The sequence below is a fragment of the Lactiplantibacillus sp. ME-2 genome, from assembly GCF_022549155.1.
GTDB lineage: Bacteria > Bacillota > Bacilli > Lactobacillales > Lactobacillaceae > Lactiplantibacillus > Lactiplantibacillus plantarum.
On sequence record NZ_JAKZEQ010000003.1, the window covers coordinates 100,167 to 114,494 of the forward strand.

At 43.1% G+C, this 14,328-nt stretch carries 11 protein-coding genes and 1 tRNA gene; 3 read left to right on the forward strand and 9 right to left on the reverse strand.

From position 1 onward, the window contains the following. Positions 1-27 precede the first annotated feature (27 nt). Both MMY95_RS01870 and rpoN read right to left on the reverse strand, forming a co-directional pair. On the reverse strand, positions 28-1,059 hold the full coding sequence (locus MMY95_RS01870) for a sugar-binding domain-containing protein (RefSeq protein WP_021357259.1): 1,032 nt from the start codon (positions 1,057-1,059) through the stop codon (positions 28-30). A 216-nt stretch (positions 1,060-1,275) separates the two neighbouring features. Then, complete coding sequence (rpoN, locus tag MMY95_RS01875) at positions 1,276-2,613, reverse strand: RNA polymerase factor sigma-54 (RefSeq protein ID WP_003641042.1); 1,338 nt, start codon at positions 2,611-2,613, stop codon at positions 1,276-1,278. A gap of 82 nt (positions 2,614-2,695) precedes the next feature. Between rpoN and MMY95_RS01880 the strand changes: the two genes are divergently transcribed. From MMY95_RS01880 to MMY95_RS01890, 3 genes are all read left to right on the forward strand, one after another. Continuing rightward, positions 2,696-2,767 (forward strand) — tRNA-Arg (locus MMY95_RS01880). Positions 2,768-3,586: 819 nt separating this feature from the next. Beyond that, positions 3,587-4,177: an ATP-dependent Clp endopeptidase proteolytic subunit ClpP gene (gene clpP, locus MMY95_RS01885; RefSeq protein ID WP_003641041.1), complete on the forward strand. Its 591-nt coding sequence runs from the start codon at positions 3,587-3,589 to the stop codon at positions 4,175-4,177. A gap of 158 nt (positions 4,178-4,335) precedes the next feature. Further along, positions 4,336-5,310, forward strand: coding sequence for a 2-hydroxyacid dehydrogenase family protein (locus MMY95_RS01890; RefSeq protein ID WP_053267138.1), 975 nt, complete (start codon positions 4,336-4,338; stop codon positions 5,308-5,310). 211 nt (positions 5,311-5,521) lie between these two features. Here MMY95_RS01890 and MMY95_RS01895 read toward each other — a convergent pair whose 3' ends face one another. The 7 genes from MMY95_RS01895 to MMY95_RS01925 all read right to left on the reverse strand — a co-directional run bounded on the left by MMY95_RS01895 (position 5,522) and on the right by MMY95_RS01925 (position 13,998). Then, positions 5,522-7,174: a peptide ABC transporter substrate-binding protein gene (locus tag MMY95_RS01895; protein ID WP_003641039.1), complete on the reverse strand. Its 1,653-nt coding sequence runs from the start codon at positions 7,172-7,174 to the stop codon at positions 5,522-5,524. A 424-nt stretch (positions 7,175-7,598) separates the two neighbouring features. Continuing rightward, positions 7,599-8,531, reverse strand: a complete 933-nt coding sequence (whiA, locus tag MMY95_RS01900; protein WP_003641038.1) for a DNA-binding protein WhiA — start codon at positions 8,529-8,531, stop codon at positions 7,599-7,601. Positions 8,532-8,543: 12 nt separating this feature from the next. Continuing rightward, positions 8,544-9,545, reverse strand: coding sequence for a YvcK family protein (locus MMY95_RS01905; RefSeq protein WP_053267139.1), 1,002 nt, complete (start codon positions 9,543-9,545; stop codon positions 8,544-8,546). Further along, entirely contained in the window at positions 9,542-10,426 is an 885-nt protein-coding gene (gene rapZ, locus MMY95_RS01910) for an RNase adapter RapZ (RefSeq protein WP_053267140.1), read from the reverse strand. Before rapZ ends, MMY95_RS01905 begins: the two co-directional genes overlap by 4 nt. Before the next feature lie 195 nt (positions 10,427-10,621). Then, on the reverse strand, positions 10,622-11,158 hold the full coding sequence (locus MMY95_RS01915) for a DUF308 domain-containing protein (protein ID WP_011101155.1): 537 nt from the start codon (positions 11,156-11,158) through the stop codon (positions 10,622-10,624). Positions 11,159-11,359: 201 nt separating this feature from the next. Then, on the reverse strand, positions 11,360-12,763 hold the full coding sequence (argH, locus tag MMY95_RS01920) for an argininosuccinate lyase (protein WP_053267141.1): 1,404 nt from the start codon (positions 12,761-12,763) through the stop codon (positions 11,360-11,362). Next, complete coding sequence (locus MMY95_RS01925) at positions 12,763-13,998, reverse strand: argininosuccinate synthase (protein WP_054519063.1); 1,236 nt, start codon at positions 13,996-13,998, stop codon at positions 12,763-12,765. Before MMY95_RS01925 ends, argH begins: the two co-directional genes overlap by 1 nt. Positions 13,999-14,328 lie beyond the last annotated feature (330 nt).

The following is a 14,328-nucleotide window of genomic DNA, read 5'->3' on the forward strand; positions in this document are numbered from 1 at the left end:
TTTAAAAAGCAACTTCACTATAGAAGATTACTTTTTTAAAATCAAGTTAGCCGCACCCTCATCCGTGATCAAACACGTCTGTTTAGGTGCAATGTTCTTCATATACGCGGCAATTGCGGTGGCTTTTGAAGTCCCACCCGCAATGGCGAGTATAATCTCCCGATGGGCCAGTTCTCCGATTTGCAATCCAATCCGTGGAATCCGGTAGACCACGTTACCCTTCTTATCAAAGAAGTAACCAAAGGCTTCACCAATCGCTTCACGACTGCGTAACACCTTGATCTGATCCTCAGACATATTCCGGCGATGGGCCATTGAAATGGCTTCACCGATACTATGCACGACCACGTTAGCTTGCCCGATAATCGCCAGCACCTCTTGAATACTTGGTTCTTTGAGGAGCGGTTCATACGTTCGTTCACTGACCTGTTCTGGTACAAACAACGAGCGGAACTTACCGCCAGTATGTTGTGCCATTTGTGACGCGATGGTATTTGCTTGAATCGCAACCGATTCACCAACACCACCACGCGCCGGAACAAATAACAAATCACGTTTATCACCTAATTTATTAGTTAAGCGACTTGCCACATGTTCCATGGTATGCCCACCCATAACAGCAATAATATTACGCCCTTCCGGCAATAATTGCTGTAATAGCTGGTTCACTTCTTCGCCCATGGTCCCAATAACTTTCAACTGTCGATCGGAATCACCAGAAACGATGATGCAACGCTTAATATTAAAGTATTGCGCCAACTGTCGTTCTTTCTGGCGAATGCCCATTAGCTCATCCATAAAATGACTTAGGCCTACTAACACGTCCTGACCTTGCTGGGTAACTTGCATGCCCGATTTGTTTGTCATAATCAAATCTAGCTTCCGTAATGTATCCGTTTCGGTCCGTAACGTCCGTTCGCTAACACCTAACGTCTGAGCTAATAGCCGACGTCCAACTGGGGCCATCCAATTAATGGTTCTTAATACTAAGTAACGACGACTCAGCATGTCAACCATATCTGGGGCAATTGCCTCAATCCATTGAATATCTGAATGCATGGCATCCAACCTGCTCTCTAGTGGGACGGGTCTGGTCCAGCTATGTCGAAAAGCGACCCAAAGACTTCAAAAAACAAAGCACACAACGCAAATTCACTAAGAAATCAATGTTGCATACCTCTCTTACCACACCATGAATTATAACAGGTTCATAAGGTGGTTGCAAATGAAACCCCAATTAAACTTATAACCGACTGGTCCAAATGGCGCGTCAAATTATCGTTCGGTTCTCAAGTATTGTTTTCGCCTTGATGACGACGGAATGTTAAGATTTTCACGATATTTCGCCACTGTCCGCCGAGAAAGTTCGACATTTTCCGCATTAAGAATCTGAACAATTTTTTGGTCTGAAAGCGGTTTTTCTTTATTTTCCTGTTCGATCAAGGTCACAATTCGGTGTTGAACACTGTCGGCCGAAACGATTTTGCCACCAGTGGGACGTTTACTGACCGCTTTGGTAAAGAAACGTTTAAGTTCAAACATACCGAAGTCCGTTTGAATGTACTTTCCATTAATACTTCGACTGATTGTTGATTCATGCACTTTTAACTGTTGGGCAACATCTCGTAACAATAGTGGCCGTAAATCCGTCGTTTTTTCCAAGAAGAAGTCTGCTTGACGCTCGATAATGGCCGTTCCCACTCGAAAAATGGTTGCCTCGCGTTGCTGCAAACTGTTAGCAATCCAGTCATACTCACTTTTCTTTTCTTTCAAATATTCCGTAACTTCCTGATCATCATGCTGCCCCATCTGCTGATAATACCGACTGCGGAATTTAACCACCGGTTGAGCCATGGATGCGGTTCGCAATGCCAGCTGGCCTCCCTGATTCGTCACCACTAAATCGGGAAAGATGTACCCGGTCGTCTCCTGCCCGATTGCCGCACCGGGTACGGGTGTTAGTGTTCGCACATAATCATAAATACTTGAAATGTCCGCAAGCGTCACCTGATACTTCTTAGCCAACAAGTCCCATTGTCGATTAACCAGCTCGTCAAAACTTTCTTCTAAGACAATATAGGCTAAGTTCGGTGCATGGTCATCATTTTCTGTCTGCAACATCAGCGCTTCTTGCAAGCTCCGGGCCCCAACACCCGGCGGATCAAGTTGTTGTAATAAGGTAATTGCATCCAACAACTCAATTGGCGTTGCCTTAGTTTCTTGCCGAACCTGCCTCTCATCAATCCGCAAATAACCATTCACGTCAACGTACTCAATTAAATAAAGGACAATCTGACGCAAATGGGTATCACGCATCGTTAGGTGAATCTGATCCAACAAGTATTCAAATAACGAATGCTGATTAGAGGTCGACACACGCTCAATGAAATCCGCCTTAGTGGTTACATTTTTGGCTGCGTTCAAACTGGCGTGATTATTATTCCAATTTGTATCCACATCGATCAATGGGTTTTCTAATGCTTTTTGCGTTAGAAAATCTCTTAGTTCTTCCACATTAAACTGCAACATCTGAATGGATTGTTGTAGTCGCTGGGTCATCGCTAACTTCTGTGATTGCCGCTGTTGCTGGCGAAATCCTGGTCCCAGTGCCATAAAAATACCTCCCTGAATAAATTTTTATGTAAAACCCTTGTGTTTTTATCCATTATTCGCTAGAATATAATATGTTGTTTAGGCGCCCGTGGTGTAATGGATAGCACGTAAGATTCCGGTTCTTGAGATGGGGGTTCGATTCCCTCCGGGCGCATCAGTAGCTGAGAAATGATTCTCAGCTTTTTTTGTGCATTTATTTAAGTGACAACTACTGGACTATACCAGTCACATCTCCATATAGTAACTTAATTTAAACCAAACAACAAGTAATATCCTTTCGGGGTCAGTAATAGTACCTATACCCGCTCGTCCAAGTAAAAATAATCAAAAAGTAATCAGTTCAAGTAAACCATATACCAGTGTAGTCGTTTAGTAGATTTAATAACAGCTAAACTTACACTATTCAAATAATAATTACTACAATTGTTATTATATTATAGAATCGTTTTAATCATGGTAAATTTCATTCATGCATCCGATACTGATTAATTCGTTGCGAGCAACTTGAGTCCAGCAACAAGGTCAAGTCGTTTAATATGTCGGCTCACGTGCGAATTTCCAACTTCTATTAGACTCATCGTTGTGGGTCACTATCAGTAAATTGATTCACCTACTATCGCGATAATAAAATTATGCGGGTCGACTACTTTTAAATCACCACATTAGTGCTGAATATGCAAGTTCATTACTGCTTAATCTTGAATCATTATTATAAGAGAACATCGTTTTCAAGCCAAGGTAGACGCAACACTTAATCCAAGGCCTACTAACTAAAATCGTCGAAAAAAAAGAGATTGGGTTCACCCAATCTCAAGCCGTATTATGATAGAAACCTAAGTATACCACGTTAACTGCATAAACGGAATTCTGTTTTTGAGGTTTTTCTTTTGACCTTCACTGACCTTAGCGGTAAACTACATTTATATTAGCAATCAGCTAATCAAATAATGCAACCTTAGGAGGCTAACAAATCATGTATCCAGTTCCTACAGTTATTGAACAGTCATCACGTGGCGAACGTGCTTATGACATCTATTCACGACTATTAAAGGACCGTATCATTATGTTATCCGGTCCCATTGAAGATAACATGGCAAACGCCATTATTGCCCAACTACTCTTCTTGGATGCCCAAGATTCAGGTAAGGACATCTATCTCTATATCAACTCACCAGGTGGTGTCGTTACTGCCGGCTTAGCAATCTACGATACGATGAACTTCATCAAATCTGATGTTCAAACCATCGTTATGGGGATGGCTGCTTCCATGGCCAGCGTCTTAGCTTCATCTGGTACTAAGGGCAAGCGTTTTGCTTTACCTAACTCTGAAATCTTGATTCACCAACCATCTGGTGGTGCTCAAGGTCAACAAACGGAAATTGAAATTGTTGCGGAAGAAATCTTGAAGACTCGTAAAAAGATCAACCAGATTTTAGCTGACAACTCGGGACAATCCGTTGAAAAGTTGAACCATGATACTGAACGTGATAACTACTTAAGCGCACAAGAGGCTAAAGACTACGGTTTGATCGATGATATTATGGAAAACAACAAATTAAAATAAGCTAATATCTTTGACTGGGCTAACTAGACGTTGGCCCAGTTTTTTTGCTCGTTTTCTTGTCATTCGTTTTGCAATAGCCCATACTGCACATAAGCAGGGATTACTACCCGGACAATATTACTTGTCCTTGAACTTAAAAGTAAAAAGGAGTCTCTATAATGACAAAAGTCTTTATTGCTGGTCAGCTTCCAGCCCAAGCTAATACGTTACTTTTACAAAGTCAGTTAGTCATTGATACTTATACCGGCGATAACCTGATCAGTCGCGCGGAACTCATCCGTCGAGTCGCTGATGCCGACTTTTTGATTACCCCACTCTCAACTCAAGTAGATCAAGATGTCTTAGACCACGCCCCACACCTTAAACTGATTGCTAATTTTGGTGCTGGCACTAATAACATCGATATCGCGGCAGCAGCTAAGCGCCAGATTCCAGTCACGAACACGCCGAACGTTTCGGCGGTCGCAACCGCTGAATCAACGGTCGGTTTGATTATCAGCCTAGCGCATCGTATCGTGGAAGGCGATCACTTAATGCGAACTAGCGGCTTTAACGGTTGGGCGCCACTGTTCTTTCTCGGCCACAACTTACAAGGCAAGACACTCGGCATCTTAGGCCTTGGCCAAATTGGTCAAGCTGTTGCCAAACGATTACACGCCTTTGACATGCCCATCTTATACAGCCAACACCACCGCCTACCGATTAGCCGTGAAACGCAACTTGGCGCAACCTTTGTCTCCCAGGATGAACTTTTACAGCGTGCCGACATCGTCACTTTACATCTGCCGCTTACCACACAAACAACGCATCTAATCGATAATGCTGCTTTTAGCAAAATGAAGTCCACGGCGCTCCTCATCAACGCCGCACGGGGGCCAATTGTCGACGAGCAAGCACTTGTGACGGCGCTGCAACAACATCAAATTGCTGGCGCTGCACTCGACGTCTACGAACATGAACCGCAAGTCACACCTGGTTTGGCCACGATGAACAACGTCATTTTGACACCTCATCTTGGCAACGCAACGGTCGAAGCTCGCGATGGCATGGCTACCATTGTCGCGGAGAATGTGATTGCGATGGCCCAACATCAGCCAATCAAGTACGTGGTTAACGACGTAACACCAGCATAGACCAATCAGTGTAGTTGTCTTGCGTGACAACTCAAGCACTGTAGAACCATTCGTCGAAATAAATAAGCGGTCCACTTCGATTCGTCAAGACACTCTGACAAGTCGAAATGGACCGCTATTTTGTTTTGATCAAGGCAACGTATGGACCTGGCGCTCCTACTAAGGTAACAGCTAAACGACCAGTTACCATGAACGTCCCTCAATCAGTTAATTATTTGGCAATATAAGCATACTTATAATTCCACTGTGTCCCAGCAGTATTATGAATAATACCCTTTACCTTTGGATTTTGTAAATAAGAGTATACCGTCTGATACAATGGCGTAATTCCTTGATCCTTCATGATCGTCTTCTCAGCGTTGATCATATCTTGCCAACGAGCACTAGTATCATTGGCATCCTGGTTTTGAGCCTTGTTAACCAACGCATTGTACGTGCTGCTGTTATATTTTCCGTAATTATAACCACTATTATTAGTCATAATTTGCAAGTGCGAGATTGGGTCGTTGAAATCAGCACCCCAACCACTGAGATAAAGGTCAAAATCACCACTTTGAGCACGACTTGAAGCTACCTTTGATGGAATGTTGGATAAGTTGACCGTCAAACCATCGAGATTCTTTTCTAATGCTGATTTCAAGTATTGTGAAATCGGCTTATTAGGTTCGTCATTAGAAGCTAATAACTGAATGGACAATTTCTTAATTCCCGTTTCCTTAAGGCCTTGTTTCCATAACTTTTGTGCCAGCGCTTTGTTATATGACGTTGAATTCTTAACCGTTGATTCATCTGCAAAATCCTTACCAGTTTTAGCGTCTTTAACTAAATCCTGAGGAACAAACGTCTTTGAGACCGTTGATGCGTCACCAATCACATTCTTTACTAACGTCTTGCGATTGATCGACAATGAAATTGCTTGACGAATCTTAGCGTTATTGAGCGCCTTTTTGATTGTCGCGTTACTGTCTTGGAAATTATAAACCAGAAACGCGGTGATAGAATAAGGGTACGTGGTATAGTCAGAACTGCTCTTCATATTCTTAACTTGTTCACTCGCTAATTGCGTTAGATCAAGTTTCTTTTCTTGGAACAAGTTCAATGTTGTCGTAGTACTCTCATTGACCGTGTAGTTGATCTTTTGTAGGTGGACAGCTTTCTTATCCCAGTACTGATTATTTTTTACAAACTGCCAGCTATTATTAGTTCCAGTCCAGCCAGTCAACTTAAACGGTCCACTGTAGAGCATGTACTGAGCCTTAGTGGCATATTTGCTACCCCATTTTTTGACCGCTTTCTCACTAATTGGTCCAAACAACGGGTAGGTCATTAACTTCTTAAAATAAGTAATTGGCTTATCAAGAGTCACAATAAAAGTATGTTCGCCTTGCGCCTTGACGCCCAATGTACTTGGTGACTTTTTCCCAGCGACAATTTCATCCGCATTCTTCACCCCTGAGAAGAGGTAGGCATACTGTGACTTAGTTGCTGGGGTGACGGTCCGTTTCCAAGAATAGACAAAGTCTTGCGCGGTTATCTTCGAACCATCGCTCCACTTTGCATTGCGAATCGTAAAGGTATACGTCTTGCCATCCTTTGAAACCTTAGTTGACTTAGCTAATCCCGGTGTAATGCTACCATTCTTTCCTAACCGGTATAAGCTTTCAAAAATATTACCCGTACTGCCATATCCCGACATATTGGAAATATCGATTGAATCCAATGAACTAGGGTACGACAAGTTTAAAACCTGACTACTTGCATACTTGCCATTACCAGAAGACTGGCTATTGTGCTTCCCACACGCAGCCAGCACCGTCACTAATACTAGGCTCATTACCACTGCTAACACTGATCGCTTCTTCAAACTTCTCGCCCCTTTACATTCCCATTTTGATGTGTTGATCTACTTATTCCCATCGGTTGTAACAAAAAACGCCTGTTCAGAATCTCGTCAGATTCCAAGCAGGCGTTTCAAAATTAACGATTTGAGCTCAATCCCGTTATTTTTGATGCAGAGACGCTTGTAATTCAACGCAAATAGCCATGTTGTTTGATTCACAACATGGGCAGCACATCATCATTTGCATTGTTGATTTTTGCATAATTACGTCTCTCCGATTTCAATAAGATGTGTTCAGTATAAATAGTTGCACTTACTTTTGTCAAGTGCTTTTCGAGTATGGCGAACGACAATCAATCCATTTCAACCCAAAAAAGCCGCTAACACCATCTAAAATGGTTAGCAAGCTTTTCAACAAAACTCATGCTTAAGCCATCCTTATCGACAACTAAGCATCTTTTTGTAATTGTTCCGCAAATTGATTGATTTTACGCAGCCGATGATTGATTCCAGACTTAGAAATCGGTCCGCCCGGAACAAGGGTTCCTAGTTCCTTGAGGCTAACTTCACGATGTTCCAACCGGGCAACAGCGACTTCTTGTAATTTTGGTGGTAACTGTTGTAATCCCACCGTAGCATCGATCAATAAAATATTTTCAATCTGTTTGCTAGAGGCATTGGCAACCTTATCCATGTTGGCATTCTCACAGTTAACCAACCGATTGACCGAGTTACGCATGTCCCGCATGATTCGAATATCTTCAAACTTAAGCATGGCATTTGTCGCACCAACCAACGACAAGAAGTCGGCAATTTTTTCCGCTTCCTTGATGTACGTAATGAAACCACCACGCCGATCAGTCGTTCGTGAATTCAAGCCATACTGATTCATCATCTCGGAGATCATATGATTATGTTCCTCATACAGTGAGTAAATTTCCAAATGATACCGGGAAGTTTCAGGATTATTAACCGAACCGCCCGCTAAAAAGGCGCCACGCAAATAAGAACGCACCGCAGCATCATCCGTTAACACTTCAGTTGGTGCCACTTCAACGATTTGATAATCCTTTAAAATACCCAAATCAGCGAGTACCATGTCCGTACCGGTCTTCAATCGTACGATGTACAAATTATTCTTATTTAATTTCATTTTGCGCCGAACAATCAATTCACTATCGACGTCATAAAATTGTTTGAGTAGCCGGTAAATACGCCGCGCGATGGCCGGATTTTCCGTCTGAATATTCAAAATGAAGTGATGATTAGCAATGCTGATCGCCCCATTCATTCGAATCAAAGCCATTAATTCAGCCTTAGCATTCTCGCGATGGACAGCGAGGTTAGTCAATTCTTTCTTAACGTCACTGGCGTATGACATGCCACGACCCCCTTATCTGAAAACGTCGGAATGACCGACTAGATTCATTAATTCAGCGACAACTTGGTCGCCATCATGAAAGGCCCCATTATCACGGAGTTTCAAGAAGTTCGATGAGATTACGCGACAGTTTTGTTCACGTAACCCCCGGAAGTCATGACTCACTTGCTTTGAAACTTCGTTAAACTTATGAAAATCCATGTAATCTTCTGGCACTTTTTCGGTGTTAACTAACACCGTATTAATAAAGTTTTGCCCCAAATGACGGTTTAAGACCCGCACATGATCAGCATCGGAGAAATTATCCGTTTCACCTTTTTGAGTCATAATATTACAAATATAAACCACTTCTGCATCAGACTCACAGACGGCCCGACCAATATTTCCAATCGTTAGGTTCGGTAGAATACTGGTAAACAAACTACCGGGCCCCAAAACAATCTGATCTGCCGCCATAATCGCATCAATAACTGGTTGAACTGCTTGTGGTTCCTTACCATTCTTGTCAGTGACCCAAACACGTTCCAATGACTTATGGGCCGCGGTAATTTCGGCTTCACCTACTAACTCGGTACCGTCACTAAACTTACCATGTAACGTGAGTGCTTCATTCGCTGCCGGGTAAACATGACCTTCTACTTGCATCATATTTGATAATTCCTGTACCGCGTCAAACACCCCGGATTTCATTTCTGTTAAAGCCGCAATCACTAAATTACCAATCGCATGGCCGGCAAAAAACTGGTCATCGCCCTGAAAACGATACTGAAAAATATTTTTATATAAATCAGGCCAATTCGATAAAGCCACCATCACATTACGAATATCACCAGGTGGAACCACGTTAACGTAGTTGCGAATAATGCCAGATGACCCGCCATCATCAGCAACCGTCACCACTGCAGTAATATCAACAGCCTGTTTACGCAGGCCATTCAGAACAACCGGTAATCCGGTCCCCCCGCCAATCACCACAATTTTAGGCCGCTGGGTCTTAAATGTGTATTTTCTCATGAGCGATTAACAGTTTCCTTTCGTTTCTCAATATCACGATGACTGATGTGCACCTTATAGTGCTTAGTCAACGCTTCACCAATACGTTGCGTCAAGGCAACAGACCGGTGTTGACCACCCGTACAGCCAATTGCAATCGTCAGACTACTCTTACCCTCGGCTTCATAGCCGGGCATAATACTTTCCAGCATACTCAAGAACTGCTGATAAAACGCTTCCGTAGCCGGTTGCTGCATAACGTAATCCGCCACAGGTTTATCTAGTCCCGTCAGCTTCTTTAATTCAGGAATGTAGTATGGATTAGGCAAGAAGCGCACATCCATAACGATATCTGCATCAATCGGGAGTCCGTATTTAAAACCGAATGATAGCATTTCAATATGAAAAGTCTCATCCTGATCCGTTTCGAATTTGTCAAAAATTGATTCACGCAATTCACGTGGTGTCAACGTCGACGTATCAATGACGTAGGAAGCCCGATCTTTCAGTGGTGACAATAGTTCCCGTTCCTTGCGCACCCCATCCATCACGCGGCCTTCCATGGCTAATGGATGTGATCGACGCGTCTCTTTATATCGTGACACTAATTCTTCGTTGGAAGCATCCAAAAACAGAATCCGGGTCGACACAAAGTCCGTGTTGTCTAAGTTAGCCAACATGTCCATAATTTCGTCATAAAAAGCCCGCGAGCGCAGATCAATCACCAATGCTACTTTCTTGATTTTGCCCGACTCCTCAACTAATTCTGAGAACTTCGGTAATAACGCTGGTGGCATATTATCAATGCAAAAATAGCCCAGGTCTTCAAAGCTTTGAACGGCAACCGTCTTACCGGCACCACTCATCCCAGAAATAATTACTAGTTGTAATGATTCTGCCATGCTGTATTGGCCCCCTTTAGTCCATATTGTTGGTAGTATAACACACCGGGTGTGTCATTTCTACTGACGAGCCACTTCGTCCCGCCATTTGATTCCAAACATTATTACATTAACGCGCAAAAAAGACCCATTAACGACACACCGGCACCATCAATAACAAGCGCCAAGTATCGCTAACAGGCCAATATTGCCAAGCTAGTTACGCCGAGCAAAGGCAATCAAGATCGCGTTGATACCAAAAACTGCAAAATAGAAACTAACCAATACATTGAAACTAATCACAGCAATCATTGGATTGATTACTAATAAGATTCCCAATGCCAAACTAATAATATCTAAGATTAGAGATAGAACAAAATACCCCGTTCCAAAGACGCGTAGATGTGAGACTACGGTCAGCCGTTCAATCGAATCGATCAAGAACCAAAAGGCAAAGACGTAACCGAGTACCAGTACTCCAGTCGGTGCGTGGAATAAGAATAGTAACCCCACTAAAATATCAATAATCGCAAATACAAGGGCAAAGTTTGCCCGCAACCCCGTTTCACGGCGTAGTTTTGTGTAACCACCGATTGTGGTGACCCCGCTAATAATTGCGGCGATGGCAAATAAAAAGACTAAACTTAAAAGTGCTGCTTGTGGTTGCTTGATGACAAAGTAAGCGGCGATCAAGAAAACGATCCCCGTCATGAATTCAGTCCAATCAAACCCCCAGCGATGATCATTAAACATACATCAACATCTCCCATATCCGATATTAATTCCATCTTACCAGTTAATGTAAGAGTTTCCAATTTTTCTGATAGACTTTATGTTAGCTTAATGCTTTTTCAAAATGTCAGTAGCATTAAAAACGGCCGCTAAATGCCGAGGTTCCGCCACTTAGAGGTCGTCTTTAAAAATAATATCAATGGTCAAATTGATAAGCATTAATTAATCAGTGGTTGCGGACTGATAGGCTGACAATTGCGTTTGTGCCCGTTGCAATTCTTGTCTAATCTGATCAAAACCAGTACCACCTAGCGAATGCCGCCGTTCCACCGCAACTTTTGCGTTCAAATCATGGTAGACATCTTCTTGGATCAGCGGTGAGATTGACTGATATTCTTTGAGTGGAATATCCTGCAACGGCCGCTGTTTTTTCAAGCCATCCAAGACGAGCTTCCCCACAATGGCATGGGCCTCCCGAAATGGAATCCCTTTGTTTGCAAGGTAATCGGCTAGTTCGGTCGCATTTGAGAAATCGTTAGTCGTGGCATCAGCCATCCGATCTTCATTAACGGTCAGCGTTGCCAACATGCCGGTGAAGACGTGGAGACTCGTTAACACGGTCGTGACCGTATCAAACGCCCCTTCTTTGTCTTCTTGCAGATCCTTATTGTAAGCGAGCGGAATCCCTTTCATGACAGTTAGCAATCCCATCAAGTTGCCGTAAACCCGGCCGGACTTGCCCCGAATCAATTCGGCCATGTCAGGGTTCTTCTTTTGCGGCATAATCGAACTACCCGTTGAAAACTGATCGCTCAAACTGATGTACTTGAATTCATAACTGCTCCAGCTGACGATTTCTTCACAGAACCTTGAGAGATGCATCATCAGGATCGAAGCATTGCTGAGAAACTCAAGCACGAAGTCCCGGTCAGAAACGGCATCCAAACTATTATGATAGACTTCACTGAATCCTAATAGTTTCGCACTATATTCCCGGTCGATTGGAAAAGTCGTTCCAGCAAGTGCAGCGGCTCCCAATGGCGAAATATCGGTATGCTTCAGGTTAAACTCGAAGCGTTCCATGTCCCGCTTGAACATTTGGTAATAAGCTAACAGGTAGTGCGCGTACGAGATGGGTTGGGCGTGTTGCAAATGCGTGTACCCCGGCATGACCGTCTCCACGTTTTCACTCGCTTTATCGACCAATACCGTTTCCAGTTCATGTAGCCGGTCCAATATTAGTGGTAATTGATGCTTCAAGTACAAGTGGAAATCCGTGGCAACTTGGTCATTCCGCGACCGGGCCGTGTGCAACTTTCCAGCGACCGACCCAATCTCTTCGGTCAATAATGACTCAATATTCATATGAATGTCTTCGTTGACCGTTGAAAATTCCAACTTACCTTGTTTTTGACGCTCAGCCAAGGTTTCCAAACCAGCAACAATTTGATCAACATCAGCGGCGGGCAAAATACCAGTTTTCTTCAACATTTTAACGTGTGCCAGTGAACCAGCAATATCTTCTGCGGCAAGCAACTGGTCAAAGCTAATTGATGCCCCAAAGTCATCAACATACTTAGCACCCGTTTCGGTAAACCGGCCACCCCATAGCTTCTTGGTACTCATTAGGCGTGTGCCTTATCAGTCTTAGCTTCGGCCTGAGCCTTCGCTTGGACTTGGGCATTAACTTGCGTTGGTAAGCCCCATAGCTTAATGAAACCAACTGCCGCTTGTTGGTCAAATGAATCCGCTGATGTATAGGTTGCCAAGTTCGTATCATATAGTGAGTTGGGTGACTTCCGCCCCTCAGTAATAACGTTACCCTTGAAGAGTTGTACCCGGACTACCCCATTGACGACTTGCTGAGTTTGCTTTAAGAAGGCAACCATCGCTTCCATCAATGGTGAGAACCAAAGACCATTGTAGATCGTATCCGCAAGCTTTTGTTCAATGATTGGCTTGAAGTGAGCTAACTCACGCTCAAACGTCAAATCTTCCAAATCTTTATGTGCTTTGAGCAATACCGTTGCAGCTGGTGCTTCGTAAACTTCCCGTGACTTGATACCGACCAACCGGTTTTCAATATGGTCGATCCGACCAATTCCATGTTCACCAGCAATCTGATCCAACTTGATGATTAAATCAGCTAGGTTAAGTGATTCACCATCTAAAGCAACTGGCAGCCCAGCTTCAAAAGTGATTTCCAAAGTCGTTGGCGTATCCGGCGTATCAGCTAAGGCCTTCGTCCGGTCAAACGCATCGGCAGGCGCGCCCTGCCATGGATCTTCTAGAATGCCACATTCATTAGCCCGGCCCCATAAGTTTTCGTCAATCGAGTAAGGGCTGTCCAAATTGATTGGTACGGGAATATTGTGTTCCTTAGCGTAATCGATCTCTTCTTCCCGTGACCAGTGCCAATCACGTACAGGCGCTTCGATCTTGATATCCGGTGCAAGAGCGTGGATGGCAATCTCAAACCGAACCTGATCATTACCCTTCCCAGTACAACCATGGGCAATTGCAACAGCGTGCTCTTGCTTGGCTAATGTGACTAACTTCTTAGCAATTAAAGGACGTGAAAGTGCTGAAACCAGCGGGTATTCACCTTCATACAAGGTATGACCTTGTAAAGCAATTAACGCATATTCTTCAGCAAATTCTTGCTTAGCATCAATCATATATGATGAAACAGCCCCTAATTTTAGGGCCTTTTCTTTGATTGCATCCATGTCCTTGCCTTCACCAACATCAATTCCGCAGGCCACAACATCATAGCCCTTATCCTTCAACCAACTAATTGCGACCGACGTATCTAAACCACCAGAATAAGCGAGAATAATTTTATCATTTTGTTTGACCATTGATTTGTACCTCCGAAATTTTTATCTTTGCTTTTATCAATGACAGTATCGTACCACCCAATTTAACTTTATTCAATAATATTTTAAATATATTCATAATTTGCACAGCATTCACTAAAATATAGAATTTTTATGCAGATATTCATCAATATCAGTATATTTTTTGTTATTTTTGAAACACTACCTTAATCTAATCTTAGATTGTTTTCCCACGATTCAGGACCGCTAAGCTCGCACAATGTCAGTAAACAGCAAAAAGAGCCTAGCTTTTCGTTATGAAAAGCTAGGCTCTTTTTAATTGGTGGCCGGCACCACCATTACTTTTTATAT